A 25,468-nucleotide genomic window follows, 5' to 3' on the forward strand; every position below is an offset into this window, starting at 1 on the left:
CGTGTCCTCTATGCCATGAACCAGCGCGCCCCGCGCTGGACGAGGGCGCCGCGGGCCGCGAGCGCGGCGAGCACGGCGTCGACGCGCGGCTGCGGCGCGCCGAGCACGGCGGAAAGATCCGCGGGGGTGCAGCCGCGGAGCGCGATGCGGACCTCGCCCACGATGCCGGCCTCGAGGCCGGGGTCGGCGGGGGCGGCGTCCACGACGGCGACCGCCACCGCGGCGCGGGCGGCGGGGGCGAGGGGGCGTGCCTCGACTGGCCCGGCACCGGCGGGGGAGGCGGCGGGCGCACGGACCCCGCGAGCGGGGGAGCTGGAGGCCGCGGGAGCGGGGGCGGTGCGCTGCGCCTCCGCTCGCGCCGGGGTGGGCGACGGGCGGGCGAGGGCGTCGGCGCCCGCGATCACGGCATCGCGCAGCGCGGTGCCGTCCATGGCGGCGAGCCGCTCGGCGATGCGCCGCGAGGCGGCGCGGCGCGCGGGCGCGGACCCGTCGCAGGAGATGCGCTCGCCGGACACGCGCGACAGCGACGACGCGGCCGCGCGGCGCACGCTCTCGTCCGGGTGCTCGAGCGCGCGGGCGAGCGCGCCCTGCGCGCGCGCGGTGGGCCGGCCGGACAGGGCCGCCGCGGCCGCGCGGGCCACGCCGCGATCGGGATCGCCGAGCGCGACCGAGAGCGCCGCCTCGGCGCGCTCGCCGGGCGCGAAGCCGAGCAGGAGCGCCGCCCGGCGGCGGACGATGGGGCTCGGATCCGAGAGCGCGCCGGCGAGCCGCGGCTCCGCGTCGCCCGAGGCCACCGCGTTCAGCGCCTCCAGCGCCGCCACCCGCACCGCCGGGCGCGCGTCCTCCAGCGCCCGCTCCGCGAGCGGCGCCGCGAACGGCTCCTTGAAGCGGGCCAGCGCCCCGAGCAGCGCCGCCTTCACCTCGCCGTCCTCCTCGCGCCCGAGCGCGGCGGCGAGCAGCGGCGCGGCGGCCTTCGAGCCGAGCGCCTCCAGCGTGCGGACCGCGCGCTGGCGCGTGCGCGCGTCGGGCGCGCGCAGGTCGTCCATGGACCGCTCGTAGAGCACGCGGTCGGCGCGGGTGGCGAGCAGCTCCTTCATCCGGTCGGTGTCGCGCCCGGAGAGCCCCACCCGCCCCTCCGCCTCGAACCGGCCGGCGAGCTGGGCCACCGCCTCGGCGCCCTCGCGCGCCTTCGGCACGTGCACGGTGCCGCCGGCGTCCACCCGGACGCCGCCGGCCTCGGCCGCGGCCTTCCACGCCCGCAGCACGTCGATCTCGGCGCGCAGCTCGGCGATGAAGCCGGCCAGGTCCGCCCCGCCCTCCTCCGGGCCCGGGGCGCCGTCCGCGCCGGGCGCGCCGCCGATGCGGGCGCGCTCCACCAGCCCGGACAGGAGCCGCTCCCGCTCGCCCTCGAGCAGCCGCACCCGCTCGACGAGGTCGTCGGCCTGCGCCTGCGCGTCGGCCCAGGCCCCGCGCTCGGCCGCGGCGGCCTGCTCCAGCTCCACCTCGCGCCGGTGCGCCCTCGCCGCGTCGGCGCGGGCCCGCTCGGCGGTGGTGCGCGCCGCCGCGAGCTCGGATTCGAGCTGGGAGACGCGGCACTCGAAGAAGACGATCTTCTCGAGCGCGCTCCTGAGGAGCCCCTCCGGATCGATCGCCGCCGCCACTCCGTTGACCTTCGCCCCGTCCGCCATTCACCCGCCCTCGGGCCAACGCGCCGCCCGCCGCCGCGCGCCCGCGAGATCCCGCCTGATCCCGGGATCTTGCGTCGATATCGCAGCATACGGGTTCGGGATCCCGATGGCAAACAACTTGACCCGCGGCCCGTCCCGGTGATCCCGGCCCGGACCGAGGGTCGCGACGACGCCCGGCCGGGCTCAGGCGTGTTCACGCGGCGTGACGTCCTCCAGCCCGTGCGCGCCCGCCCCGCGCTCGGAGCGCCAGAGCAGGAACGAGAACACGAACCCGGCGCTGGAGAGCACCGCCAGCATCAGCACCACCGGCACCCAACCCCCCGGCGCGGCGGCGCTGGCGTGCCCGGCGTCCTTCACCTTGCCCATGCCCCAGCTCATGCCCGCCCAGCCCACCTGCTGGCAGAACGTCATGAGCGCGTAGGCGGAGCCGAGCCGCGACCCGGGCACGAGGTAGGTGACCGCCGGCCAGAGCACCGCCGGCACGAGCGCGAACGCGAGCCCCATCATCGCCATCGCGAGCACCAGCTCGAGCGGCGTCCCCGCCGCCAGCACCGTCCCGAGCAGCGGGAGGCGGACCTCGGGGAGCACCACGCCGGTGTGCCACCAGAGCATGAGCAGGAACGGCGGCACGAGCAGCGCCGAGCCCGCCGCCATCATCAGGGCCCGCTTGCCGTACCGGTCCGCGAGGAGCCCGAACAGCGGCATGCCGATCATGGAGAGCAGCGGCAGCACGCTCTTCAGGCTGCCGGCGGCCTCGTTGGAGAGGCCGCGGTAGTCGATGAAGAACAGGTTCGCGAAGGTGCGGAACGGGAAGATGGTCGCGTAGAACGCGACGCACAGCCCGACCACCCACCAGTACGCGCGGCCGAACCGGACCAGGTCGCCGAGCACCAGCTTGTCGGTCGCGACCGTCCCCTTCACCCCGTAGCGGCGCGCCGCGTTCGCCTCGAGCCCGGCGTAGGCCACCGCGAACACGAACCAGCCCACGCCCATGACGCCGGCGAGCAGCAGCGGCGCCTGCCAGCCGCGCTCGAACAGTCCGCCCGCGAAGTTGGGCGACTGGTCGGCGGCGAGCGAGCCGAAGCGCGCGATGAGGAGCTGGATCGCGAGCGCGAAGGAGATCTCCTTGCCCTTGAACCAGCGCCCGACCACCGTGGTCGCGGCCACGATGAACAGCTCCGAGCCGACGCCGAGCACGAAGCGCCCCGCGGCCATGCCGAGCGCGGGAGTGCCCGGCGTGAGCACCGGGCCGAACGCGATGAGCAGCGTGCCGGCCGCGCCGATGGCGCCGAACAGCACCGAGGAGCGCGCGGTGCCGAGCCGGTCGATGAGCACGCCGCCGGCGAGCAGCGTGAGCAGCGCCGCGACGTTGTAGGCGGTGTCGAGCAGCCCGACCTGCTCGCCGGTGAACCCGAACGCCTTCTCGAGCAGCGGGGTGACCGGGTAGAGCGCGTCGAAGACGTAGTAGTTGCCGAACATCGCCACGCTGCAGGCGAGCAGCACCAGCCATCGGTAGCCGGCCGGCTGCGGGCGCGGCGAGGGGGCGGCCTCGATCATGGCCGCGCACATTACCCGAGAGCGCCGCGGAGGTGCGGGCCGAGATCAGGGCTGCGGGGGCGGGCCCGCCGGGAAGGACTCGCCGCGGCTGCGCACGTAGTCCCGCTCGTCCGCGGCCGGCAGCACCTGCGGCTCGGGCACCCCCGGCCGCGGCGCGGCGGACGCGGCGCGCGCGCCGGCCAGCTCCGCGAACAGGTCCCGCGCCTCGGAGGGCGTGGCGGCGGCCGGGAACGCGTGCGGCGTGGGCACGCGCCAGATGTCCGGGATCTCGCCCCCGGCGAGCTGCAGGAGCGCCGCCTCGCTGCGGGCCACCACCAGCGCGCCGTCGCGCTCGCCGCGCACCTCGTCGTAGCGCAGCACCTGCTCCTGCCGGAACAGGATGGGGAAGCCCTTCACCACGCGGAAACCCCACTCGTAGAGCGCGTCCACGCGGCCCAGCGGCCGGCCGTCGAGATCGCGGACCGCCTGGCCGATCCGCACGCCGTTGCGATCGTCGGTCATGGCGCCGGAACGGTAACCCCTGGCACCCCCGCCCGGCACGGCCGCGGCGGGGCGGGACTCGCCCGGGGGCCCGCCACCGCGCCCGCCGACCGGCCGGCCGGGCGCGGCGCCGCGACGGCTACGCGCCGCGCTTCACCCGCGCCGCCCGCACCTTCACCACGCGCCGCGGATCGGCCTCGGCCACGGTGAACACCCAGCCCTTCCAGAAGAACCGGTCGCCGCGCGCCGGGATCGCGCCCGCCAGCGAGGAGACGAACCCGGCCATGGTCTCGAAGCCCTGGTCCTCGGGGACGCCGGCCTGCGCGGCCCGGTTGAACTCCGCCACCGCCGCGGCGCCCTGCACGGTGAAGGAGCCGTCGGCGTGCTGCTCCACCTCGCGCCCCTCGTCCTCCTCCTCGAACTCGTCCTGGATGTCGCCGACGATCTGCTCGAGCACGTCCTCGATGGTGCAGATGCCCATCACGCCGCCGAACTCGTCCACCACGAACGCCATGTGCAGGTGGCGGCGCTGCATCTCGCGCAGGAGCTGCTCCACCGGCTTCGACCAGGGGACGAAGTGCGCGGGGCGCAGGATGTCCGCGAGCACGATGAGCTCCGGGTGCGCGAGCAGCGGGACGAGGTCGCGCGCGTGGAGCACGCCGGCGATCTGGTCCAGGCTCTCGCGGTACACCGGCATGCGCGAGTGGCCCTCCTCCGAGAGCGTGCGGATGATCTGCGGCACCGGCGTGCCGAGCTCGACCGCCACCACGTCGGTGCGCGGAACCATCACGTCGCGCGCGACCTTCTCGCGGAACTCGAAGACGTTGTGGATGAGCTCGCGGGTCCCCTCCGAGCCGCTGCCGCCGCGCCCGGCGTACTCGGCGAGCGCGCGCTCCATCTCGTCGAGCGGCGGCGGCGGGAGCGAGAAGCGGGCGCGGCGGCCGGCGGCCCAGGCCACCGCGCGCGCCAGCGGCCGGAGCAGCTCGCTCAGGCCGCGGAACGGGAGCGCCAGCGCGAGCGCCACGCCCTCGCCGTGCGCGGCGCCGAGGCCCCGGGCGGCGGCGGAGATCGGCAGCGAGAGGAGCCCGGCGACGAGCGCGGCGACGAGGCGCGCCGGCCACGGCGGCAGCCCGGGCACGAGCGCGGGGCCGCCGGCGCCGGCCAGCACGCCCGCGAGCAGCGTGCCGAGGGTCGCCGCGGCGCGGAGCGTGAACGCGGTCGCCTCGGCGTCGCCGGCCAGCGCGCCGAGCGCCCGGGCGCGCGCGCTGGCGTCGGGCGGCTGGGCGAGCGCCTGCGCCCGGGGCACGCCCACGGCCACCAGCGCCGCCTCCAGCGCGGCGGCCACCGCCCGCAGCGCCAGGAGCGCCGCGATCCCGGCGACGAGCCACAGGATCTGCGCTGCCGAAGCTCCCTCCATGGACCCCGTACCCTAGCAAAACCCGGGTGAGGCGCACGGGGCGGATTCTGCTATAAACCCGCGCATGGCGAAGAAGGCGCGCGTGTACGTCACGCTGAAGCGCGGGGTGCTGGACCCGCAGGGGTCGGCGGTGAACCGCGCCCTGCACGCGATGGGCTACGGCGAGGTCTCGGACGTCCGGCTGGGCAAGTTCATCGAGGTCGCCCTCGACGAGAAGCTCCCCGAGGCCGAGGCGCGGAAGCGGCTCGAGGAGATGTGCCGCAAGCTGCTCGCCAACACCGTCATCGAGGACTTCCGCATCGAGCTCTAGCTCGGACGGCACCGGACCATGCGCGTCGGCATCCTCACCTTCCCCGGCTCCAACTGCGACCACGACTGCTACCACGTGGTGAAGCACGTCATGGGCGCCGAGGCCCAGTACGTCTGGCACAAGGACCGCCTGCCCGCGAAGCTCGACGCGGTGGTGGTGCCGGGCGGCTTCAGCTACGGCGACTACCTCCGCTGCGGCGCGCTGGCTCGCTTCTCGCCGGTCATCGCCGACCTCGTCACGTTCGCGCAGCAGGGCGGCCCGGTGCTCGGCATCTGCAACGGGTTCCAGATCCTGTGCGAGGCCGGGCTGCTGCCCGGCGTCCTGATGCGGAACGCGTCGCTGAAGTACATCTGCCAGGACGTCACCATCCGCGTCGAGGGGCAGGAGACGCCGGTGACCCGCGGGCTCGCCGGCCAGTCGCTCACCATGCCGATCGCGCACGCGGAGGGGAACTACTTCGCCGACCCGGAGACGCTCGACCGGCTCGAGGGCGAGGGGCGCGTCGTGTTCCGCTACGTGGGCGGCGCGCCGAACGGCTCCGCCCGCGACATCGCCGGCATCTCCGGCGGCCCGGCGCGCAACGTGGTCGGCCTCATGCCGCACCCGGACCGCGCCAGCGAGTCGATCCTCGGCCTCGAGGACGGCAAGCGCATGTTCGCGGCGCTGCTCGGCTGAACGGGCGGCGCCGCCCGCTCCCGGGGGGCCGAGGACGGACGTTGCCACAGGTCGATCTCACCGGGCCGGCGGGCCGGCTGGAAGCGCTGCTGGAGGAGGTCCCCGGCGCGCGGTTCGCCGCGCTGGTGTGCCACCCGCACCCGCGCTTCGGCGGCACCCTCCACAACCACGCCACCTACCGGCTGGCCCGCGCGGTGCGGGCGACCGGCGGCCACACGCTCCGCTTCAACTACCGCGGCGTGGGGCGGAGCGCGGGCGCCTACGACCGCGGCCTGGGCGAGGTCGAGGACACGCGCGCGGCGCTCGCCTGGCTCGCGGCGCGCCACCCGGACCTGCCGCTCCTCTGCTGCGGCTTCTCCTTCGGCTCGTGGATGACGATCCTGGCGGGCGGTCCGGACCCGCGCGTGCGCGGGCTGCTGCTCGCGGGGCTCGCGCTCCGCTCGGCCGACCTCGACCTCGTGCGCGACGCCGCCGACGCGCGCGCGGTGGAGCGGCCGGCCGCGGTGGTCCAGGCGGAGCGCGACGCGTTCGGCCCGCCGGAGGAGGTCCGCGCGGTGCTCGCGGGCTCGCGCGGCCCGCGCCGGCTCGCCGTCGTGCCCGGGACGACACACCTCTTCACCGAGGACCTCCCCGCGCTCCAGCGCGAGGCGGAGGCGGCGCTCGGCTGGCTCCTCGAGGAGGCGCGGATCCCGTGAGGCTGGACGCCCGGCGGACCGGCGAGGCCATCGCCGCCGCGCGCGGGGAGCTGGCGCGCATCTGGCGATCGGCCCGCGCCACGGCGGCCGACGGCCGGCGCGCGCCCGCCGCCGCGCTCGACGGCGTGGTGGAGGCGTTCGTGGGCGCGGTGGGCGACGCGCTCGCGCGCGGCGCGCCGCCGGAGGAGGCCTGGGAGCGGACCACCGGCCTGGTGCGGCTGGAGGCGGAGCCGGACGGCGGCACGGCCGAGGCGGAGTGGCGCCTGCTCGGCGAGGTGCTCTCGTCCGCGTGCGAGACGCTGGAGGCGGACGCGGACGCGACCGATCGCGTGGCGCAGGCGGTGGACGCGGGGCGCCGCGGCATCGAGGCGCTGCGCGCCGGCCGGCGCAAGCCGGGCGTGGCGGTGGCGTGGAGGGTGGGGAGGGTGCGCCGCTAGGCGTTCTGCGCGGCCGGCGACGACGGATCGCGGCTGGCGTGCCGGCGGACCATCGACAGCAGCATCTCGAGGTCGAACGGCTTCTGGATGAAGCCGTCCGCGTCGATGGCGCCGTCGCGGCCCATGGCCGAGAGGATCACCACCGGGATGGCGCTGATGTCCGGATCGCCCTTCTGCGCGGCCCGGAACTCCCAGCCGTTCATCACCGGCATCATGAGGTCGAGCAGGACCAGCTCCGGGTGGAAGGCGCGGATCTGCGCGAGCGCCTCCTCGCCGTCGCCGGCGGCGACCACCTGGTGGCCTTCCTCGGCCAGCACCTCGGCGACCGCCTGGCGGATGTCCGACTCGTCGTCGACGATGAGCACTCGGGCCACGGATACAGGAATATCTACGCCCGGCCGGGCCTGCAAATTGGCGGCGGTGGCATGGCGGGGGTCCCAGGCGCCGGGGACCGACCGCGGGGTGGGTCGGCCCACACGGCGCGCTCAGGTGCCGGCGAGCTGGACACCCTCGAACACCAGGGTTGGGGTGCGCATGGCGGAGTAGCGGTAGGGGTCGTTCCCCACCGCCACGAGCCGCTTCCAGAGCTCGAGGTGGTTGCCGGAGACGTTCATCTCGCCGACCGGCTCCGCCAGCGCACCGGCGCGCACCCTGAACCCACGCACCCCGAGCGAGAAGTCGCCCGTGGTCCCGTTCGAGTTGCCACCCAGGAAGCCGGTGACGAGCACCCCGTCGCCCAGCTCCGCCAGCAGCGCCGCCTGCGAGCGCTCGCCCAGCTTCCAGGCGAGGTTCGAGGAGCGGCCGGTGGTGGGCGGCACGCCGAGCTTCCGGCCGTAGTAGGTGTCCACGTAGAGGCTCCGCAGCACGCCGCGCTCGAACACCGGGAACGGCCGCGCCGCGAGCCCCTCGCCGTCGTACAGCCGCGAGCCGAGGCCGCGACGCACGTGCGGGTCGTCGCGCACGTCGAGCAGCGCGCTCCCCACCTCGGCGCCGACCTTGCCCTCGAGGTACGAGCGCTTCTGCTGGATCGCCGACGCCGAGAGCGGGGCGAACAGCGCGCCCACCAGCCGCCCGGAGGCGCGGTTGTCCACCGCGAGCGCGGTCACCGCGGACTCGCCCTTGCGCGACCCGATGCGGCCGACCGCCCGCTCGCCCGCCCGCCGCCCGATCACCTCGGGCGACTCGACGTCGGAGCGGTGGCGCGCGCCGGACGAGGCGTACTCCTCCGGGCGCCGGCCGTCCGGGTCCTTCACCGTCACCTCGGCGCCGATCCAGAAGTCGGTGCCGCGCCGGCAGCCCTCGAAGCCGTTGGTGTGGACGAGCGCGCTCTCGCTGAGCGAGTCGGAGACGCTGGTGGACACCGACAGGATCGCGTGCGCGCCGGGGACCGCGCGCGCGGCGGTCTCGATGGCCTCGGCCTGCCGGCGCCGCTCGGCCGCGTCGAGCGCGCCGTGGTGCGCGTCCTCCAGCTCGAGGTCGAGGTCCGCCTGGCCCTGGTACAGCGCGGGATCCGGCAGCCGGCGGTGCGGGTCGGGCGCGAGCGTGCGGGCGAGCGCCACCGAGTCGTCCACGAAGCGCTCCAGCGCCTCGGGGCGCAGGTCGCTCGTGCCCACCGAGACGTAGCGGCCGTCCACGTACAGGTCGAGGCCGAGCCCGCGGGTGGTGGCCTCGCTCACCTTCTCGAGCCGCCCGTCGCGCCACGCCACCTCGACGTGCCGCGCGCGGTAGGCGCCCACCGCGGCCTCGTCCGCGCCCCGGCCCCGCGCCAGCGCGGCGGCGTCGCGCGCGATCTCGAGCAGGTCCTTCACGAGCCCCTCCCGCCGACCGTCATCGACGCGACGCGCACGGTGGGCAGCCCCTGCGACACCGGCACGCTCTGCCCGTCCTTGCCGCAGGTCCAGCCGCCCTCGTCGATGGCGAGGTCGTCGGACACCATGTCCACCTGCTCGAGCGCCTTCGGGCCGTTGCCGATGATGTTCACGTCCTTCACCGGGCGGGTGAGCTTCCCGTCCTCGATGAGCCAGCCGTTCTTCACGTAGAACGTGAAGTCGCCGGCGCCGATGTTGACCTGGCCGTTCGAGAAGTTCACGCAGTAGATGCCCTTCTTCACCGACTGGATGATCTCCTCGGTCCGGTGCGGGCCGGGGAGCATGTACGTGGACCGCATGCGCGGGAGCGGCGGGTAGCGGTAGCTCTCGCGGCGGCCGTTGCCGGTGGGGGCGACGCCGTAGTGGCGCGCCGAGATCGAGTCGTGCAGGTAGGTCGCGAGCACGCCGTTCTCGACGAGCTGCGTGGTGCCGGCGGCGTTCCCCTCGTCGTCCACGTTGATGGAGCCGCGCGCGCCCGCGTTGGCGGCGTCGTCCACGATGTTCACGAACGGCTTCGCGATGGGCTTGCCGATCTTGTCGGCGTAGATGGACACGCCCTTGCGGTTGAAGTCGGCCTCCATGCCGTGGCCGATGGCCTCGTGGAGCAGGATGCCGGAGGACCCGGCCGCGAGCACCACCGGCATCTCGCCGGCCGGCGCGGCCACCGCCTCGAACAGCACCGAGGTGCGGTCCACCGCCTCGCGCACCACGCGATCGAGCCGCTCGGGCGTGTAGAACTCGAACCCGGCGCGGCCGGCCACGTTGTAGCCGCTCTGCTCGCGCCGCCCCTTCTCCTCGGCCAGCACCGAGAGGAAGAGCAGCGTCATGGGCTGGCGGTCCTCGACCACCCGGCCCGACGAGTCCGCGAGCAGCACCGCGCCGTCCTCGTCGCGGAGGAACACGTTCACCTTCTTGACGCGCGGGTCGGCCGAGAAGGCGCGCTCGTTCAGCCCGGCCACGAGCGGCAGCTTCTCCTCGGGCCGCACCTCGCTCCACGGGCGGACGAGCGGGTAGCGGTCGGGCAGGCCGCCCTGCACGTGCAGGCGCTGCGGGCCGGGGCGCGAGGGGCCGTCCGCGATCGCGGCCGCGGTGCGGGCGCACTCGACGAGCGCCGGCAGCGAGAGGTCCTCGGTGTAGCCGTAGCCGGTCTGGTCGCCCTTCACCACGCGTACGCCCACCCCCAGCTCCACGCTGGCGTAGGCGCGGTTCACCGCCCCGTCCTCGAGGCCGAGGTCCGAGGACACCCGGTGCTGGAAGAAGACGTCGGCGTGGTCGCCGCCGCGCGAGAGCGCCGCCGAGAGCGTCTCGGCGATCATCCGCTCGGTCACGCCGAAGCGCGCGAAGTAGCCGATGCCCTCTCGCGGGCCGGTCGGGGCCCCCTGTCCGTACTCGCTCATCCGATCCCTTGCTCCGCCGCTCCGGCGGGTCCGAGCCGATAGGTGTAACGCGGATCCGGCCGGGGCGCCCTGCCCCCGTGGCCCGCCGCGCCCGCGGGGGCCCGACGCGGGCGGGAAGCGGACGGGCGCGCACCGGAGTGCTAATGCTTCGGGAATGCCCGTCGCCACCCTGAACGGAACCGAGATCCACTGGCGCGACGCCGGAAGCGGCTCGAGCGCCGTCGTCCTCCTCCACGCGTTCCCGCTCCACTCCGGGATGTGGACGCGGCAGATCGCCGCGCTGGAGCGGAAGCACCGGGTCATCGCGCTCGACTACCGCGGCCTCGGCAAGAGCGGCACGCCGCCCGAGGCGTCCACGCTCGACCTGCTCGCCGGCGACGTCCGCGCGCTGCTCGCGCACCTGCGGATCGGGCGCGCGGCGGTGGCGGGCCTGTCGATGGGCGGCTACCTCGCGTTCGAGCTGTACCGCCAGGCGCCGGGCCTGTTCCGCGGGGTGGCGTTCTGCGACACCAAGGCCGGCGCGGACGACGAGCCCGGCAAGGCGAACCGCGAGAAGTTCGCGCGCACCGCCCTGGAGAAGGGGCTGGGCTGGGTGGCGGACGAGATGGTGCCGAAGCTGCTCCGGCCCGGCGCGGACGCGGCCGTCGTGAAGGAGGCCCGGCACCTCATCCTGGACGGCACGCCGGCCGGCGTGGCCGCGGCGCAGCGCGGGATGGCGCGGCGGCCCGACTCCGTCCCCACGCTCGCGACCATCGGCTGCCCGGCGCTGGTCGTGGTCGGCGCCGAGGACGGCATGACGCCGCCCGTCGAGGCCAGGAAGATCGCCGCCGGCGTGAAGGGCGCGAAGCTCGTCACCATCCCGGACGCGGGGCACCTCTCGAACATCGAGAACCCCGAGGCGTTCAACGCGGCGCTGACCGCGTTCGTGGACGGGCTGCCGGCGTAGCGAGAGGCGGCGCCATGCGCGGCAACGCGGCGCTATGCGCGGCAACGCCGCGCCCGCGGGGACCTCGTGCGAGCCCGCGAAGGCGGGCGCACGAGGTCACGGGCCCCGCGCAGCAAGGCGGGGCCCCGCGGAGCTCCGCTCCGTGGGGCGGGGCGCAGCCCCGTCATCATGACGGTTCCCGCACCGACTCGGTGAGGCCGGCGACGGCGGCGGCCACCGCGCGCTCGATCTGGGCGCGAACCTCCTCGGTGAGGGCCGCGTCCTCGTCGGCGAGCACGTCGAGCTGCTCGGCCACGTAGGCCGCGAGCGCCGGCTGCACGCTCTCGAGCGGCGGCGGCTCCTTCTCCACCGCGCGGAGCTGGTGGTACTCGACCGCGCCCAGCCGCTCGCCGAACGCCTGGTCGAACATGGCCCACGCCTCGAACGCGAGGTCCTGCGCGGCCACCGCGGCGGCGTCGGGGAGCGGCGCGGCGTCGAGCCACGCGGCGAGGTCCGGCTGCGCGTTCTGGAAGCGGTCGCGCCGGCGCTGCAGCTCGCGCGGCGCGGCGGCGGCCAGGTTCTTCCACACCGCCTCCACCAGCTCCGGCTCGAGCACCTCGCCGTCCGCGGCGCCGCGCTCCGGGAGCTCGGGCGGCGCGGCCGGCTCCGGCACCACCTCGGGCGCGTCGTCGAGCGCCCCGAGGCCCGCGGCGAGGCGGGCCCACAGGCCGAACAGGTTCGAGTAGAGCCGGCGCGCCGCCTCGGGCGACTCGAAGCGCGGCTCGTCCTGGAAGATGCCGGGGATGACCGCCGAGCGCGGCTCGCCCGCCGCCTGCGCCTGGGTGAACTTCGTCACCACGTCCTCGGCGCGGTTCTTCGAGCCGGCGCGCTCGAGCAGCGCCGAGAGCACCTCCGGCCCCTCGTAGACCGGCGCGATCCCCGGCGTGGCGTCGTCGCCCTTCCCTCGCCTGCGGCTCATGCATCCTCCGTAGGCCGGTGGATCCGGCCCGAGACGCGGCGCAGCACCGCCCGGGGGACCAGGCGCGACGCGGCCGCGGTGAGCTTGTAGATCGGGTGCGGCACCCACACCACCTCGCGATCGCGGAGCTGCTCGATCGCCTCGAGCGCGGCCGCCTCCGCGGTGAGCATGCCGGGCGGCTTTCCGAACCGGCCGCCGGTGCCGGCCACCTCCCCGAACTCGGTGTCCACCGGCCCGGGGCAGAACGTGCCCGCCCACACGCTGCTGCCGCGCAGCTCCTCGGCGAGCCCCTCGGTGAACGAGAGCACGAACGCCTTGGTGGCGCCGTACACCGCCGTGTACGGGGTGGGCTGGAACGCGGCGGCCGAGGCGACGTTCAGGATCGCCCCGCCGCCCGCCGCGCGCAGCTCGGGCAGGAACGCGTGCGACAGGAGCACCAGCGCCTCGCAGTTGACGCGCAGCATGGCCGCGAGCCGCGCCGGGTTGGCGCGGTCGAAGCGGCCGTACTGGCCGAGGCCGGCGTTGTTGACGAGCAGCCCGGCGCCGCCCAGCCGGCGCGACGCCTCGACCAGCCGCTCCGGCGCGCCCGGCGCGGCGACGTCCAGCGCGAGCGGGTGGATCTCGGCGCGGCCGGCCGCGTGCGCCTCGGCCGCGAGCGAGCGGAGCCGGTCCTCGCGGCGGGCCACCGCCAGGACCGGCCGGCCCCGGCGCGAGAGCTCGCGCGCCAGGGCCAGGCCGATGCCGGCGGAGGCGCCGGTGACGACGGCGAGCGGCTCGGGTGCGCCGGGCGGGGCCATGACCGGCGAGTGTAACAACCCCGGGCCGGGAAGGCCCGGGGTCACCCCGACGCGGCGGCGCGGCGCCCCCGCGCACCCCGGGCTTCACTCCTCGTCGTCGTCGTCCGCCATCCCGAGGCAGCCCGGGCCGGGGCCGTGCATCATGCCCATGCCGGGCCCCATCCCCGGGCCGTTGCCCATGCCCGGGCCGCGGCCGCCGCGGCGGAACTTCATCATGCCGGGGCCCATCCCCGGCCCGAACCGGCCCTGGAAGCGCTCCAGGAACAGCACCGCGCGGGCGCGCTTCTCGGGGGAGAGGTCCTTCGTGACGGTCGCGACCACGTCCCGGTCGAGCGCCTGCATCTGCGCGCGGGCGTCGAGCGCCGTCTTGATGGCCTGATCGACCTCGCCGGCCGACACCTTCTCGCCCTGGGCGGCGCGCCGCAGCACCTGATGCGCGTCGTGCATCTGCCTGTGGAGCGCGAGCCGCTTCTCGTCGAACTTCGCCACCTGCTGGCCCAGCTTCAGCGCCTGCTCCGGCTCGAGATCGAGCGCCTCGGCCAGGCCCAGCGTGCGGGTGAGCCGCATGCGCCGCTCCATCCGCTCCGGGTCGCCGCGCGGCCCTGCCGCCTGCGCGCCGGCCTGCGCGCCCGCCTGGCCTCCGCCCGGACCCGGGCCCGCCCCGCGACCCTGGGCCAGGGCCGCGAGCGGCAACACCACCAGCACTGCGAGGAGCTTCCTCATCGCCTTCCTCCTTGCTCCGTTGTTTCCCCACGGTGAAGGAGACGCCCTTCACCCACCGTCATACGCGGCGAGCGCCGCGGACTCCTGGTCGCTCGAGGCGGTCTCCTCGAGCGAGAGCACCTCGGTGTCCTGCCACAGCGTGTCGAGGTCGGGCTCCTGCCAGCGCTCCGCCTCGGCCACCTCCGCCGGCGCGGCCGCGCGGCCGGGCAGCCGCTGCCGGACGGCCACCGGCACGATCACGAGCGCCGCCACGGCGGCGATCGCGAGGAGCCCCACCGCCAGGCGCCGGCCGGTGCCGAGCGCGCGGAGCGTCCGCGCGGCGGGGCGGCGCGCCGCGAGGGCCGCCGAGGTGGACTCGGCGAGGCCGTCGAGCGCCCGGAGCTCCGCCTCGCCGGGCGGCGGCAGGCGCGCCGCGGACAGGAGCGCCGCCGCGCGGGCGGCCTCGGCGCGGCAGGCGGCGCAGGCGGAGAGGTGCCGCTCCAGCGCGGCCGCCTCGGCGCCCTCCAGCGCGCCGGCGGCGTGCAGCGAGACGGCGAGGGCCTGGTCCCGGCAGGCGGTCACGGCGACGCCTCCTCCCCGGCGAGCGCCTGGAGCCGGCGCACCGCGTGGTGAAAGCTCACCTTGGCGGAGTTCTCGGTGGTGCCGAGCGCGGCGGCGATCTCCGCGAACGGCAGGTCGGCATCGATGCGCAGCGTGAGCACCTCGCGCTGGCGGCGCGGCAGGTCCAGCACCGCGCGGCGCACCCGCGCCTCGCGCTCGGCGCGGACCGCCGCCTCGTGCGCGGCCGGCGGGGTGGCGACGTCCGCGTCGAGCGCCTCGAGCGGCGCGCGGGTCCAGCGGGTCTCGTCGCGCAGGTGGTTCTTGCCGAGGTTCACCGCCACGCGGACCAGCCAGCGGCGGAACGGCACCGCCCCGGCGCCGCCGCGGGCCAGCGTGCGGCGGGCCGCCTCGAACGCGCGCAGGAACGTGCGCTGCGCCAGATCGCGTGCGTCCTCCGGGGTCCGCGCGTAGCGGCGCACCAGCGCGAGGACCAGCCGCTCGTGGTGGCGGACGACCTCGCCGAACGCCCGGTCGTCGCCGGCCAGGAACGCCGCGACCGCCACCTCGTCGGACACCGGCGCGGGCGTGGCCTGGGGCGTCCCGGCGCCGGAGGTCGCCGGCGTGCCGGAGCGCGCACCGCCCGGCACCACCCGGAGCGTCGGCCGCTCTCTCTCGACGTCGTCCGCCATGCGAATCCCCGGGGTCACGCCTGCCAAGACCCCTTGCCCGTCCAGAGGTTAAAGACTAATCCTGCGGCCCGGATTCCAACCGATTCGAAGGGGTTCCCGCATGCTGGACCTCAAGGCCGTCGCCGCCGACTTCGAGAGCTTCGAGCGCCGCCTCGCCCGCCGGGGCGAGGGCGCGGTGCAGGCGCTCGCGCCGGTGAAGCCGCTCGCCGCCCGCCGCCGTGAGCTGAACGTACTCCTCGAGAAGCAGAAGAAGGAACAGGCCGAGGCCAACGCGAACATTCGGCAACTGGCCCGCACCGACAAGGACGCGGTGGAGGGCGCCCGCGCCTCGCTGCGCGCGCTCGGCGACGAGGTGAAGAAGACCGAGGCCGCGCTCGGCGACGTCGAGGCGGAGCTCACCCGCCTGCTCATGGTGGTGCCGAACCCGCCCAGCGACTCGGTGCCGGACGGCAAGGACGAGCACGACAACGTCGTGGTGAGGACCTGGGGCGAGCAGAAGGCCTACGGGTTCACCCCGAAGCCGCACTGGGAGCTGGGCGAGGCGCTGGGCGTGCTGGAGTGGCAGCAGGCCGCGAAGCTGTCCGGCTCGCGCTTCACCATCCTGAAGGGCGCGGCGGCGCGGCTGGAGCGCGCCATCGTCTCCTTCTTCATCGACGTCCACACCTCGCGCGGCTACACCGAGATCCTCCCGCCCTACCTCGTGACCGGCGAGACCATGACCGGCACCGGGCAGCTCCCGAAGTTCGAGGAGGACCTGTTCAAGACCACGAACGAGCCGCCGATGTACCTCATCCCCACGGCGGAGGTCCCGGTCACGAACATGCACCGGGACGAGATCTTCGAGGCGAGCGCGATGCCGGTGTCGTACTGCGCGTTCAGCCCGTGCTTCCGCGCCGAGGCCGGCTCGGCCGGCCGCGACACCCGCGGGATCATGCGCCAGCACCAGTTCCACAAGGTGGAGCTGGTGAAGCTCTCGAAGGCGGAGGAGAGCGAGGCCGAGCACGAGAAGATGCTCGACGACGCCTGCGAGGTGCTGCGCCGGCTCGGCCTCCACTTCCGCGTGGTGCTGCTCTGCGCGGGCGACATGGGCTTCTCCTCGGCCAAGACCTACGACATCGAGGTGTGGTGCCCGGGCCAGGGCGCCTACCGCGAGATCAGCTCGGTCTCGAACTGCGAGGACTTCCAGGCCCGCCGCATCCGCGTGCGCTACCGCGGCGAGAACGGCAAGCCGCGCCTCGCGCACACGCTCAACGGCTCGGGCGTGGCGGTGGGCCGCACCATCGTGGCGATCCTGGAGCAGTGCCAGGAGGCGGACGGGACGGTGGTCATCCCCGAGCCGCTCCGCCCGTACATGGGGGGCCTCGAGCGGATCGCCGCGGAGACGTTCCCGCGGGGCGTGGAGCGGTAGGCCGCCTCCGCGCGCCGGGCGGTGACCCGGCGTACAATCGCGGGCGATGGCCCTCTACGCCGCGCGCTGGGAGCGTTCGCTCAAGGTGAGCACGGCGCTGTTCGTCGGGCTCACCGCGGGCGGCGCCGCGATCACCGCGTTCGTGGCGCGGCGCCCGGAGACGCCCGACGTCGGGCTGCCGGCGCTGTTCTTCGCGGCGCTGCCGGTGTTCATCGTCGCGACGGCCGTGCTCGCCTGGGCGCTCGCGCCGAGCGGGTTCGAGATCGAGGCCGCGCTCATCCGGGTGGAGCGGCCGCTCCTGCCCATCGAGATCCCGCTCCGCGAGGTGCGCGAGGTGGAGCTGCTCGCGCCGGGCGCGCTCGGCGGCGCCATCCGGCTGCTCGGCACGAGCGGCGCGTTCGGCCACTACGGCCGGTTCCGCTCGCGCACGCTGGGGAAGTTCCGGATGTACGCCACCCGCGGCGACGGCCTCGTGCGCGTGACCACCGACCGCGACACGTTCGTGCTGTCGCCGGATCCGGCCGAGCCGTTCGTGGAGGAGGTGCTCTCCCGCGCGGCGCGCGCCCGGCGGGTGAAGCCCGGGAGCCGGTTCGCCTCGCCGCCGCGGTGAGGCTCAGGCGGCGGCGACGAGCTCCATCACCACCTCGGCGCCGGACCCTGCGTCGGCCACGTAGGCCCGCCCGCCGTGGCCGCGGGCGATCTCCGCCACGATGGCGAGCCCCAGGCCCGCGCCGTCCGGGCCGGCGGCCTCGCCGTTGCCGCGCTCGAACGCCTGGAACACCCGCTCGCGGTCGGAGGGCGCGATCCCCGGCCCCTCGTCGAGCACCGCGATGCGGGCCAGGTCGCCGGCGCGCGAGAGCCGGATGGTCACGGGCCGGCCGCGCGGCCCGTGGCGGATGGCGTTCGAGAGCAGGTTGTCGAGCGCCTGGCGGACGCCGGCCGCGTCGAAGGTGGCCGGCAAGGCCTCCGGCCCCTCCACGTGCACCAGGATCTCCTTCGCCTCGGCCGCGGCGCGGGCCGCCTCGGCGGCCTCGTGCGCCGCCTGCACCAGGTCGCCCGCGGTGCGGTCCCAGGCGCCGCGCCCGGCGGTGGCGAGGTCGAGCAGGCGCGTGGCGAGGCGCGCCAGCCGGTCCACCTCGCGCCGGGTCTCGTCCAGCGTCTCCACCAGCTCCGGCGCCTCGCGGCGACGGCGCAGCGCGAGGTCGATGGAGGTGCGCATGAGCGTGAGCGGCGTGCGCAGCTCGTGGGCGGCGTCGGCGACGAGGCGGTCCTGCGCCTCGCGGGCGCGCCGGAGCTTCCCGGTCGCGTCGGCGACCACCCGGCCCAGCGCGGCGATCTCGTCGTCGCCCTCGGCCGGCGGTGCCACCGCCTCGAGGTTCCCCTCGCGCAGCGCCGCCATGTGGCCGGCGAGCGCGTTCACCCGGCGTGTCAGCCGGCGCGCGTGGAAGGTCTGGAGCAGGAACAGCCCCGCGCCGAGCAGGAGCGCCATCGCGAACCCGGCGCGGCGGAACGCGTGGACGGTGTCGTGCACGCCCGCGAGCGAGGCGGAGAGCTCGAGCGCCCAGGGCGCGCCGTCCTGGCTCGTCACGCCGACCGTGAGCACGCGGTCGCGGCCGTGCCCCTGCGCGCGCGGCCGGGTGGCGAGCCGCGGGGTGGGGCCGAGGCCGGCCGGCGAGAGCCGCTCGTCCACCAGGCCCGACGGTGCGTCCTCCGGGAACACCAGGACGCGCTTCCCGGCCGAGTCGTAGAGCGCGGCCGCCGGCGCGAACCGGTCCAGCGAGCCCCGCAGCGGCGACGTGGCCATGTGCAGGTGGGGCTTGCCGCCCGGCGCGTCGAAGAGCGACACCGCCTCGGCCGCGGCCTGGCCCATGAGCGCGTCGTCGAGCGAGCGCTCCAGGCTCACGCGGAAGAACTCGCCCGCCGCGAGCGCCGCGGCGAGCATGCCCAGGAACGGCACCACCGCCCCGAGCAGCCAGAGCCGCGCCGCCAGCTTCACGCGGCGCCCCCGGGCGGCACCACCAGCCGGTACCCCACCCCGCGCACCGACTCGATGCGCACGCCCACCGCGCCGAGCCGCTCGAGCTTGGTGCGCAGGTAGCCGACGTACACGTCCACCACGTTCGAGTTCCCCTCGAACTCCTGGCCCCACACCGTCTCGATGAGGCGGGTCCGCGAGAGCACCTCGCCGGCGTGGCGGGCCAGCTCGGCGACGAGGCCGTACTCGCGGGCGGTGAGCGTCTCGGACTGCGCGCCCACGATCAGCGCCCGGCGGCGGGCGTCGAGCGTCACCGGCCCGAGCGCCGAGACGTCGGTGGCGCCGCCCCGGCGGTGCAGCGCCTCGATCCGGGCGATGAGCTCGTCGAAGTCGAACGGCTTCACGAGGTAGTCGTCGGCGCCGGCGCGCAGCCCGGTGACCTTCTCGCCGGTGGAGCCGCGGGCGGTGAGCAGCAGCACCGGCGTGCGCAGGCCCCTCGACCGCCACTCGCGCAGCACCGAGATGCCGTCGAGGTCGGGCAGCGACCAGTCGAGCAGCACCACGTCGTAGGCGATGGTGGTCGCCTGCTCGCGGGCCGCGAGGCCCGTGCCGCAGACGTCCACCTGGTGGCCTTCCTCGGCCAGGCCGCGCGCCAGCACGCGCGCGACCCGGTCCTCATCCTCGACCAGCAAGAGCTTCATGCGCGGGCTCCGGGGCTGGCGCCGATGATCCCTCGGCCCGGCGCGACAGCCAAGGATAGAGCGCCGGCAGCACGAGCAGGGTGAGGATGGTGGAGGTCACCAGGCCGAACGCGACCACCGTGGCGAGCGGGCGCTGCACCTCGGCGCCCACCCCGGTCGCGATCGCCATGGGGATGAAGCCCAGCGCGGCCACGAGCGCCGTCATCAGCACCGGCCGGGCCCGCTCGCGGGCCGCGGTGGCGGCCGCCTCCGCGGGCGAGAGCCCCTCCGCCTCCAGCGCCACCAGCCGGTTCATGAGGACCACGCCGTTCAGCACCGCCACGCCGGAGAGCGCGATGAACCCGACCGCCGCGGAGATGGACACCGGCATGCCGCGGGCCCACAGCGCAATCATCCCGCCCACCGAGGCGAACGGGACGTTCATGAAGATGACCAGCGCCGGCTTCAGCTTCCGGAACGCGGCGAGCAACACGCCCACGATGAGCACCAGCACCACCGGGATGACCACCGCGAGGCGGCGCTTCGCCTCGTTGAGCGTCTCGAAGGAGCCGCCCCACTCGATGCGGTAGCCAGCCGGCGGGCGAACCTGCGCCGCCACCGCGCGCTCCGCCGCGCCCACCACGCCGCCCAGGTCGGAGCTGCGCACGTTGAAGCCGACCACCAGGCGGCGCTCGGCGTCCTGGCGCGACACCAGGCTCGGCGCCACCTCGCTCGACACGTCGGCGACGCGCGAGAGCGGCACCAGCGCGCCCCCCGGCGCCGGCAGGCCCAGCGACGGGAGCGTGAACGCGCTCGCGCCGTCGCCCAGGCGCAGCACGATGGGGATGCGGAGCGGGCCGTCGTAGGTGGCGCCCACCTCGACGCCGGTGCGGACCGCGGTCACCGCGTCGAGCACGTCGCGCACCGTGAAGCCCGCCGCCGAGACGTCGAGCGGCCGCGGCCGGACCTCGAGCAGCGACACCGCCGGCGGCGCGTAGATGCGCACGTCCTCGGCGCCCTTCACCTGCTCCACCACGCCCGTCACCTGCTCGGCGAGCCCGCGGAGCTCGGCCAGATCCTCGCCGTAGACCGAGATGGTCACGTCGGCCACCGAGCCGCCCAGCAGCTCGTTGAAGCGCATCTGGATCGGCTGCGTGAAGGCCGGGTCGCCGCCCGGCGCCTCGCGCCCGATGGCGAGCTCCACCTCGCGGATGAGCTCGTCGCGGGTGAGGCCCTTCCGCCACTCGGCGCGCGGCTTCAGCGTCACGAACACGTCCGCCTGCTCGAGGCCCATGATGTCGGTCGCGACCGCCGGGCTGCCCACGCGCGACACGATGCGGGTCGCCTCCGGCACCTGCGACAGCACCGCCGCCTCCATCCGCCCCGCCTCGCGCACCGCCGACTCGAGCGAGATGTCCGCCGCGCGGGTGGTCTGGATGACGAGGTCGCCCTCGTCGAGCTGCGGCACGAACTCCGAGCCCGCCGTCATGAACAGCGCCACGCCCAGCGTGAGCAGCGTCACCGCGCCGGCCGCCACCGCCTTCGGGCGCGCCAGCGTCCGCTCCAGGAACGGGAGGTAGAGCCGGTCGAGGAGGCGCACCAGCGGCGGCGGGCGAGCCGGGATGTCCTTCGGGCGGAGCAGCAGCGCCGCCGCGGCCGGGATGAAGGTGACCGAGAGGACGAGCGAGGTGAGGAGCGCGAAGACCACCGTCAGCGCCATCGGCCGGAACATCTTCCCGTCCACGCCGGTGAGCGACAGCACCGGCACGTAGACGAGCAGGATGATGAGCACCGAGAAGAAGACCGGCGTCGCCATCGAGCGCGTCACCTCGCGCACGTGCGCCGCCATCTTCTCGCGCGCGCCGCGCCGGTCCGCCGACGCGAAGCTCGCGGCCGCGACGCCGTGGAAGATGGCCTCCACCATCACCACCGCGCCGTCCACCACCAGGCCGAAGTCGATGGCGCCCAGGCTCATCAGGTTGCCCGGGATGCCCAGCAGCACCATGGCGCCGGTCGCGCCCAGCATGGAGAGCGGGATGGCCGAGGCCACCAGCAGGCCCGCGCGGAACGAGCCCAGCATGAGGAACAGCACCGCCACCACCAGCAGGCCGCCCTCCAGCAGGTTCTTGAAGACCGTGTGGAGCGTGCCCTCGACCAGCTTGGAGCGGTCGTAGACGATGTCGACGGTGACGTCGTCCGGCAGCGCCGCGCGGACTTTCGCCATGGCCCCGTGGACGCGGTCCATCACCTCGAGCGCGTTGTCGCCCCGGAGCATCTGCGCCATCAGGTAGACCGTCTCGCCGTGGCCGTTCTTGGTGGCGGCGCCGATGCGCGGCATCGCCCCCACGCGGATGTCCGCCACCTCGGCGAGGCGCACCGGCGGGAGGCTCGCGTTCTCCGGGTGGACGAGCGCGTGGGCGAGATCGGTCGGATCCTTCGGGAGCGCGACCGCGCGGAGCAGCGACTGCGCCGAGCCCGCCGGCACGCTCGCGCCCGCCGCGGTTCCCGTCGCCTGCTCCAGCGCGCCGCGCAGGTCGGCGAGCGTGAGCCCGCGCTGCGCCATCCGCACCGGATCCGCCCGCACCTCGAGCGTCCGCTGCTCGCCGCCCCAGGTGTTCACCTCCACCACGCCCGGCACGCTGCGGAGCAAGGGCGAGACGCGGAGCGTCGCCATCTCCAGCAGCTCCGCCGGCGTGCGGCGGTTGGAGGAGATGGTGAAGTGGAAGATCTCGCCCAGGCCGCCCGTCACCGGGCCCAGCTCCGGCGCCGAGACGCCGCCCGGCAGCTCGACCGTGTCGAGCCGCTCCTTCACCACCTGGCGGGCGCGGTAGGTGTCGGCGCCGTCGTCGAAGACCGCCGTGACCGAGGAGATGCCGTAGCGCGAGAGGCTGCGCTGCTCCACCATGCCCGGCACGCCGCCCAGCGCCGCCTCGATGGGCCGGGTGACGAGCCGCTCCACCTCCTCCGGCGTCAGCCCCGGCGCGCGCGTCAGCACCAGCACCTGGTTGGTGGTGATGTCCGGCATCGCGTCGAACTTGAGGCGCGCGCTGAAGATGGCGCCGAGGACCGCGAGCGCGACCGTGAGCGCGACCACCAGCTTGCGGTGGTCCACGCACCACGCCACCAGGCGTCCGATCACGGCTGCTCCTCCGACGCGGCCAGCGCCGCGTCCGCCGCGACCTCCACGCCCGGCTCGACGCCCTTCACCAGCGCGTCCGCGCCCGAGGTGGCGAGCACCTGGACCGGGAGGCGTTGCGGCTTCCCCGCGACGTTGCGGACCACGTAGGCCTGCTTGCCGTCGAGCGCCACCGCGCGCGCCGGCACCGCCGCCGCCGCCTCGCCCATCTTCACCGCGAGGCGCGCCGAGAGGCCCGCCGGCAGGCGCGCGCCGCCGTTGTGGCCCGCGAACCAGGCCGCCGTGGTGCCGTCGCGCGGATCCACCACCGGCGCCCGGCCCAGCAGGTCCACCGGATGGCGGGTGCCGTCCGGCAGGATGAGCTCGAACTTCGCCGTCGGCGGTGGCGCGTACGCCAGCCGCGCCTCCACCCGCGTCTCGCCGTCCGCGGCGACGCGCGCGATCGGCTCGCCCGCCGCCTCGCGCGTCTCGCCGATCGAGGCCTTCACCTCGTGGACCATCCCCGAGATCGGCGAGCGCAGGCCCACCTGGCCCGAGCCGTCCAGGATCCGCCGCGCGTCTCCCGCCGCGAGGTCCGCCGCACGGAGCGTCGCGAGCGCGCTCTGCTGGTCCGCGCGCGCCTCGGCGAGCTTCGTCTCCGCCTCGAGGAGGTCGGAGAGCTTCACCAGGCCGTCCTTCTTCAGGCCGTCGAGCTGGTCCTTCCGGCGCTGGTAGGCCTCGAGCCGCGTCGTCGCCGCCGCGTAGGCGCCCGCCGCCTGGACCACCTCCGGCATCACCACCTCGGCGATGACCTGGCCCTTCGCCACCTTCTCGCCCGCGCGGACCGCGATCCTGGTGATGCGCGCGCGGAACGGCGGCGTCACCGCGGCCACGCCCTCCGGCGCCGGCAGCACCGTGGCCGGCGCCTCCAGCAGCGAGACGCCCTCCGCTGCGCGAACCCGGACCCAGGGGGTGCGGGCGCTCGTGGCGGCGGCCGGCGTCGTGTCCGCGGTCGCGCCCTGCTCCTTCGCGAGCTTCAGCGAGGCCGGTTCCACCGGCGAAGCCTGCGGCGGCTGCGCCGGCGCCGGGGCCGGCTCCTTCGAGCAGGCGGCGAGCGCGGCCAGGGCGGCGACGGCCGCGAGGAGGGTCTTGCGAGGAGATCGGTTCACGGCGTCGCTCCGGTGCTGCGGGGTTGCATAGATTCGGTGGGGAGCTGGGCTGCCCCTGCATCACGCTCGTGGTTCGACGGGCTCACCACGAGCGGGGTTCCCTGGGTGTCCCGCTCACCCGGTGATCCGAGCGGATTTCCCTGCCCCCGCTCACCCGTTGTTCCGGTCACCGCGAGCGGACTTCCCTGGCCGTCCCGCTCCCCCGGTGCTCCGCTCACCCCGAGCGTAGGCGGGGCCGAAGGCACCGCCGAAGTCGAGGGGCGAGCGGTCGCTTCCGCGAGCGAGCCCCTGTCCTCTCCCGCTCGCCCTGAGCCTGTCGAAGGGCGAGCGGGTGCCGCCGGCGCCCCATCCGTCGGCACCAGCGCTACCAGCATCGCGACCTTCGCCCGCGCCCACGCGTGCGCCGCCCGCGCGCGCAGCTCGCGCGCCCGCGCCGCCGCCGCGCTCCGGCGGGCCACCAGGACCTCGACCACCGTCGCGTCGCCCGCGCGCATCGCCGCCTCGCGCAGCCGGGCGCTCTCCGCCGCGGCCGGGACCAGCGTCTTCTCGAGGGCGTCCAGGACCTCGCCCGTGTGCTCCACCTCGTGGAAGGCGCGCGCCAGCTCCGTCACCGCGCGGCGCGACGCGTCCTCCGCCTCGCCCGCGCGGCGGGCCGCCGCCGCGTCGAAGGTGGCCGCCTCGCGGTGGCCCCGCTCGAAGACCGGGAAGGTGAGGCCCACGATGCCGTAGAGAACGTCGTCACCCGCCGAGTCGCGCTGCCCGCGCACGCCCAGCTGCAGGTCCAGGCCGCGCGCCGAGCGCGCCTCCGAGGCGCGGGCCCGGTCCGCCTCGGCCGCGAGCTTCTCCGCACGCGCCGCCGGCAGCGCCGCCGCACGCGCGATCAGCGCCGGCCAGGCCGCGCGTTCCGGGACCGTCGCCATCGGCAGCTCGCCCGAGGTCGTCATCGGCAGCGGCGTCGCCCGGCCCACCGTCTCGGCGAGCCGGAAGCCCAGGTCGGTGACCTCGCCCTCGACTGAGAGCGAGGCCAGCCGCGCCTCCGCCTCGTAGGCGTCCGCGTCCGCCGCGTCCGCGCGGGTCAGCGCCGCCGACTCCGCCGCGCGGCGGGTGCGGGCCGCCAGCTCCATGGCGAGCCCCAGCTCCTCGCGCGAGAGCTGGAAGGCGTTCTCCGCCGCCCACATGTCCAGCCACGCCTGCGCCGCGTCCAGGCGGCGCGAGAGCGCCACCGCGCGCGCCTCGTCGCGGAGCTGCTGCTCCTCGGTGCGGGCCGCCTTGCGGCGGTTGCCCGAGAGGCCCGCCAGGTTGAAGGACTGCGTGAGGGCTACCTCGCCCTCCAGCCGCGGGTTCGCGTCCCTGGTCGAGAACCCGGGCTGGAGGACGAGTGAGGGGTTGGAGGTGAGCAGGCCAATCTTCGAATTGCCCTCGGACTTGACCGTGACCGCGCGCTCCGCGCCCGAGACCGAGGGCGCCTCCGCCGCGAGCCCCAGCGCCTCGTCGAAGGTGATGGCGTAGACGCGCTCCGGCGCGAGCGGCGCCATGCGGTGCGGCGGGGCGGCGTGCAGTTGCGGGACGGTAGGGGCCGGCGCCGGCGCGACCGGCGGGCTCGACGGGGCGACCGGATCGGCGACGACCAGGAGCGAGAGGAGAAGGACCGAGGAGGGCATCATCGCGGGCCGGGTTCTGCCGCGGCCGGCGCGCCGCGGCATGGGTTCCCCGTGAGAAGGCTCTCAGAAAAGGTCCTTTAGAAGCGGCATGTTGTCGCAAACCGAGGCGGGGCGCGCGGACGCAGCGTCCACCCCGCTCATGCCGAGCCGCCTGCCTATCTGCGCAGCCCCTCGCCACCCGCTCATCCCGGGCAAGCCCGCGCAACAGGACGGGCCCGTAGGCGCGGGCCGGAGTCGAGGTCCCCTCCCCGCTGGCTCACCCGCCAGGCCCAAGCCGGAGACG

General features: G+C 75.7%; 24 protein-coding genes. 7 read left to right on the plus strand and 17 right to left on the minus strand.

Annotated features, from left to right (window positions below; translation table 11 throughout):
- Positions 1–8: 8 nt before the first annotated feature.
- From ANAEK_RS23660 to ANAEK_RS19640, 4 genes are all read right to left on the minus strand, one after another.
- Complete coding sequence (locus ANAEK_RS23660; protein ID WP_304411948.1) at positions 9–1,661, minus strand: HEAT repeat domain-containing protein; 1,653 nt, start codon at positions 1,659–1,661, stop codon at positions 9–11.
- Between the two features lie 210 nt (positions 1,662–1,871).
- Positions 1,872–3,245, minus strand: coding sequence for an MFS transporter (locus ANAEK_RS19630; RefSeq protein WP_232288291.1), 1,374 nt, complete (start codon positions 3,243–3,245; stop codon positions 1,872–1,874).
- Between the two features lie 45 nt (positions 3,246–3,290).
- Positions 3,291–3,746, minus strand: a complete 456-nt coding sequence (locus ANAEK_RS19635; protein WP_012527870.1) for a hypothetical protein — start codon at positions 3,744–3,746, stop codon at positions 3,291–3,293.
- Positions 3,747–3,864: 118 nt separating this feature from the next.
- Positions 3,865–5,142, minus strand: a complete 1,278-nt coding sequence (locus ANAEK_RS19640) for a hemolysin family protein (RefSeq protein WP_012527871.1) — start codon at positions 5,140–5,142, stop codon at positions 3,865–3,867.
- A 64-nt stretch (positions 5,143–5,206) separates the two neighbouring features.
- Between ANAEK_RS19640 and purS the strand changes: the two genes are divergently transcribed.
- From purS to ANAEK_RS19660, 4 genes are read left to right on the plus strand one after another with little or no spacing between them, the layout of a single operon-like run.
- Complete coding sequence (gene purS / locus ANAEK_RS19645) at positions 5,207–5,452, plus strand: phosphoribosylformylglycinamidine synthase subunit PurS (protein WP_012527872.1); 246 nt, start codon at positions 5,207–5,209, stop codon at positions 5,450–5,452.
- Between the two features lie 18 nt (positions 5,453–5,470).
- Positions 5,471–6,127, plus strand: coding sequence for a phosphoribosylformylglycinamidine synthase subunit PurQ (gene purQ / locus ANAEK_RS19650; protein WP_012527873.1), 657 nt, complete (start codon positions 5,471–5,473; stop codon positions 6,125–6,127).
- Between the two features lie 41 nt (positions 6,128–6,168).
- Positions 6,169–6,822 carry an alpha/beta hydrolase gene (locus tag ANAEK_RS19655; RefSeq protein WP_012527874.1) on the plus strand — a complete coding sequence of 218 codons (654 nt, stop codon included), beginning with the start codon at positions 6,169–6,171 and terminating at the stop codon, positions 6,820–6,822.
- A complete protein-coding gene (locus ANAEK_RS19660; RefSeq protein WP_012527875.1) occupies positions 6,819–7,259 on the plus strand; it encodes a hypothetical protein in 441 nt (146 codons plus the stop codon). Before ANAEK_RS19655 ends, ANAEK_RS19660 begins: the two co-directional genes overlap by 4 nt.
- Here ANAEK_RS19660 and ANAEK_RS19665 read toward each other — a convergent pair.
- From ANAEK_RS19665 to ANAEK_RS19675, 3 genes are all read right to left on the minus strand, one after another.
- Positions 7,256–7,633, minus strand: a complete 378-nt coding sequence (locus tag ANAEK_RS19665; RefSeq protein WP_012527876.1) for a response regulator — start codon at positions 7,631–7,633, stop codon at positions 7,256–7,258. The two genes, ANAEK_RS19660 and ANAEK_RS19665, sit on opposite strands and share 4 nt — an antisense overlap.
- A 111-nt stretch (positions 7,634–7,744) precedes the next feature.
- On the minus strand, positions 7,745–9,067 hold the full coding sequence (locus ANAEK_RS19670) for a TldD/PmbA family protein (RefSeq protein ID WP_012527877.1): 1,323 nt from the start codon (positions 9,065–9,067) through the stop codon (positions 7,745–7,747).
- Positions 9,064–10,524 carry a TldD/PmbA family protein gene (locus tag ANAEK_RS19675; protein ID WP_012527878.1) on the minus strand — a complete coding sequence of 487 codons (1,461 nt, stop codon included), beginning with the start codon at positions 10,522–10,524 and terminating at the stop codon, positions 9,064–9,066. The genes ANAEK_RS19670 and ANAEK_RS19675 overlap by 4 nt, the downstream gene beginning before the upstream one ends.
- Positions 10,525–10,678: 154 nt before the next feature.
- On the opposite strand from ANAEK_RS19675, the gene ANAEK_RS19680 reads away from it, so the two are divergent.
- A complete protein-coding gene (locus ANAEK_RS19680) occupies positions 10,679–11,470 on the plus strand; it encodes an alpha/beta fold hydrolase (protein WP_012527879.1) in 792 nt (263 codons plus the stop codon).
- A 166-nt stretch (positions 11,471–11,636) separates the two neighbouring features.
- Here ANAEK_RS19680 and ANAEK_RS19685 read toward each other — a convergent pair whose 3' ends face one another.
- The 5 genes from ANAEK_RS19685 to ANAEK_RS19705 form a co-directional block, all read right to left on the minus strand.
- Positions 11,637–12,428, minus strand: a complete 792-nt coding sequence (locus ANAEK_RS19685) for a hypothetical protein (RefSeq protein WP_012527880.1) — start codon at positions 12,426–12,428, stop codon at positions 11,637–11,639.
- Positions 12,425–13,225, minus strand: coding sequence for an SDR family oxidoreductase (locus tag ANAEK_RS19690; RefSeq protein WP_012527881.1), 801 nt, complete (start codon positions 13,223–13,225; stop codon positions 12,425–12,427). Before ANAEK_RS19690 ends, ANAEK_RS19685 begins: the two co-directional genes overlap by 4 nt.
- 84 nt (positions 13,226–13,309) lie before the next feature.
- The gene (locus ANAEK_RS19695; RefSeq protein ID WP_012527882.1) at positions 13,310–13,948 is read right to left on the minus strand and encodes a hypothetical protein; all 639 of its coding nucleotides are present in this window, start codon (positions 13,946–13,948) and stop codon (positions 13,310–13,312) included.
- A 48-nt stretch (positions 13,949–13,996) separates the two neighbouring features.
- A complete protein-coding gene (locus ANAEK_RS19700; protein WP_012527883.1) occupies positions 13,997–14,509 on the minus strand; it encodes a zf-HC2 domain-containing protein in 513 nt (170 codons plus the stop codon).
- Positions 14,506–15,177 (minus strand): RNA polymerase sigma factor, encoded by a 672-nt coding sequence (locus ANAEK_RS19705; protein ID WP_012527884.1) that lies wholly within the window; start codon positions 15,175–15,177, stop codon positions 14,506–14,508. Before ANAEK_RS19705 ends, ANAEK_RS19700 begins: the two co-directional genes overlap by 4 nt.
- Before the next feature lie 100 nt (positions 15,178–15,277).
- Here ANAEK_RS19705 and serS point away from each other — a divergent pair, with 100 nt between their 5' ends.
- Both serS and ANAEK_RS19715 read left to right on the plus strand, forming a co-directional pair.
- On the plus strand, positions 15,278–16,585 hold the full coding sequence (gene serS, locus ANAEK_RS19710; protein ID WP_012527885.1) for a serine--tRNA ligase: 1,308 nt from the start codon (positions 15,278–15,280) through the stop codon (positions 16,583–16,585).
- A gap of 46 nt (positions 16,586–16,631) precedes the next feature.
- On the plus strand, positions 16,632–17,195 hold the full coding sequence (locus ANAEK_RS19715; protein ID WP_012527886.1) for a PH domain-containing protein: 564 nt from the start codon (positions 16,632–16,634) through the stop codon (positions 17,193–17,195).
- Positions 17,196–17,198: 3 nt separating this feature from the next.
- On the opposite strand, the gene ANAEK_RS19720 is transcribed toward ANAEK_RS19715, so the two are convergent.
- Genes ANAEK_RS19720 through ANAEK_RS19740 form a run of 5 tightly spaced genes read right to left on the minus strand, consistent with a single transcriptional unit; the run spans position 17,199 to position 25,188 of the window.
- Positions 17,199–18,581 (minus strand): HAMP domain-containing sensor histidine kinase, encoded by a 1,383-nt coding sequence (locus ANAEK_RS19720; RefSeq protein ID WP_012527887.1) that lies wholly within the window; start codon positions 18,579–18,581, stop codon positions 17,199–17,201.
- Positions 18,578–19,261 carry a response regulator transcription factor gene (locus tag ANAEK_RS19725; protein WP_012527888.1) on the minus strand — a complete coding sequence of 228 codons (684 nt, stop codon included), beginning with the start codon at positions 19,259–19,261 and terminating at the stop codon, positions 18,578–18,580. Before ANAEK_RS19725 ends, ANAEK_RS19720 begins: the two co-directional genes overlap by 4 nt.
- Positions 19,236–22,379 carry an efflux RND transporter permease subunit gene (locus tag ANAEK_RS19730; RefSeq protein WP_012527889.1) on the minus strand — a complete coding sequence of 1,048 codons (3,144 nt, stop codon included), beginning with the start codon at positions 22,377–22,379 and terminating at the stop codon, positions 19,236–19,238. The genes ANAEK_RS19725 and ANAEK_RS19730 overlap by 26 nt, the downstream gene beginning before the upstream one ends.
- Positions 22,376–23,524 (minus strand): efflux RND transporter periplasmic adaptor subunit, encoded by a 1,149-nt coding sequence (locus ANAEK_RS19735; RefSeq protein ID WP_012527890.1) that lies wholly within the window; start codon positions 23,522–23,524, stop codon positions 22,376–22,378. The genes ANAEK_RS19730 and ANAEK_RS19735 overlap by 4 nt, the downstream gene beginning before the upstream one ends.
- Complete coding sequence (locus ANAEK_RS19740; protein WP_012527891.1) at positions 23,521–25,188, minus strand: TolC family protein; 1,668 nt, start codon at positions 25,186–25,188, stop codon at positions 23,521–23,523. The genes ANAEK_RS19735 and ANAEK_RS19740 overlap by 4 nt, the downstream gene beginning before the upstream one ends.
- Positions 25,189–25,468 lie beyond the last annotated feature (280 nt).

The organism is Anaeromyxobacter sp. K, from assembly GCF_000020805.1.
GTDB lineage: Bacteria > Myxococcota > Myxococcia > Myxococcales > Anaeromyxobacteraceae > Anaeromyxobacter > Anaeromyxobacter dehalogenans.

Excerpts from the sequence above, each read along its gene's own strand:
- ANAEK_RS19630 (WP_232288291.1), bottom strand. The coding sequence starts at position 3,245 with ATGATCGAGGCCGCCCCCTCGCCGCGCCCGCAGCCGGCCGGCTACCGA.
- ANAEK_RS19635 (WP_012527870.1), bottom strand. The coding sequence starts at position 3,746 with ATGACCGACGATCGCAACGGCGTGCGGATCGGCCAGGCGGTCCGCGAT.
- ANAEK_RS19640 (WP_012527871.1), bottom strand. The coding sequence starts at position 5,142 with ATGGAGGGAGCTTCGGCAGCGCAGATCCTGTGGCTCGTCGCCGGGATC.
- purS (WP_012527872.1), top strand. The coding sequence starts at position 5,207 with ATGGCGAAGAAGGCGCGCGTGTACGTCACGCTGAAGCGCGGGGTGCTG.
- purQ (WP_012527873.1), top strand. The coding sequence starts at position 5,471 with ATGCGCGTCGGCATCCTCACCTTCCCCGGCTCCAACTGCGACCACGAC.
- ANAEK_RS19675 (WP_012527878.1), bottom strand. The coding sequence starts at position 10,524 with ATGAGCGAGTACGGACAGGGGGCCCCGACCGGCCCGCGAGAGGGCATC.
- ANAEK_RS19680 (WP_012527879.1), top strand. The coding sequence starts at position 10,679 with ATGCCCGTCGCCACCCTGAACGGAACCGAGATCCACTGGCGCGACGCC.
- ANAEK_RS19685 (WP_012527880.1), bottom strand. The coding sequence starts at position 12,428 with ATGAGCCGCAGGCGAGGGAAGGGCGACGACGCCACGCCGGGGATCGCG.
- ANAEK_RS19690 (WP_012527881.1), bottom strand. The coding sequence starts at position 13,225 with ATGGCCCCGCCCGGCGCACCCGAGCCGCTCGCCGTCGTCACCGGCGCC.
- ANAEK_RS19695 (WP_012527882.1), bottom strand. The coding sequence starts at position 13,948 with ATGAGGAAGCTCCTCGCAGTGCTGGTGGTGTTGCCGCTCGCGGCCCTG.
- ANAEK_RS19705 (WP_012527884.1), bottom strand. The coding sequence starts at position 15,177 with ATGGCGGACGACGTCGAGAGAGAGCGGCCGACGCTCCGGGTGGTGCCG.
- serS (WP_012527885.1), top strand. The coding sequence starts at position 15,278 with ATGCTGGACCTCAAGGCCGTCGCCGCCGACTTCGAGAGCTTCGAGCGC.
- ANAEK_RS19715 (WP_012527886.1), top strand. The coding sequence starts at position 16,632 with ATGGCCCTCTACGCCGCGCGCTGGGAGCGTTCGCTCAAGGTGAGCACG.
- ANAEK_RS19725 (WP_012527888.1), bottom strand. The coding sequence starts at position 19,261 with ATGAAGCTCTTGCTGGTCGAGGATGAGGACCGGGTCGCGCGCGTGCTG.
- ANAEK_RS19740 (WP_012527891.1), bottom strand. The coding sequence starts at position 25,188 with ATGATGCCCTCCTCGGTCCTTCTCCTCTCGCTCCTGGTCGTCGCCGAT.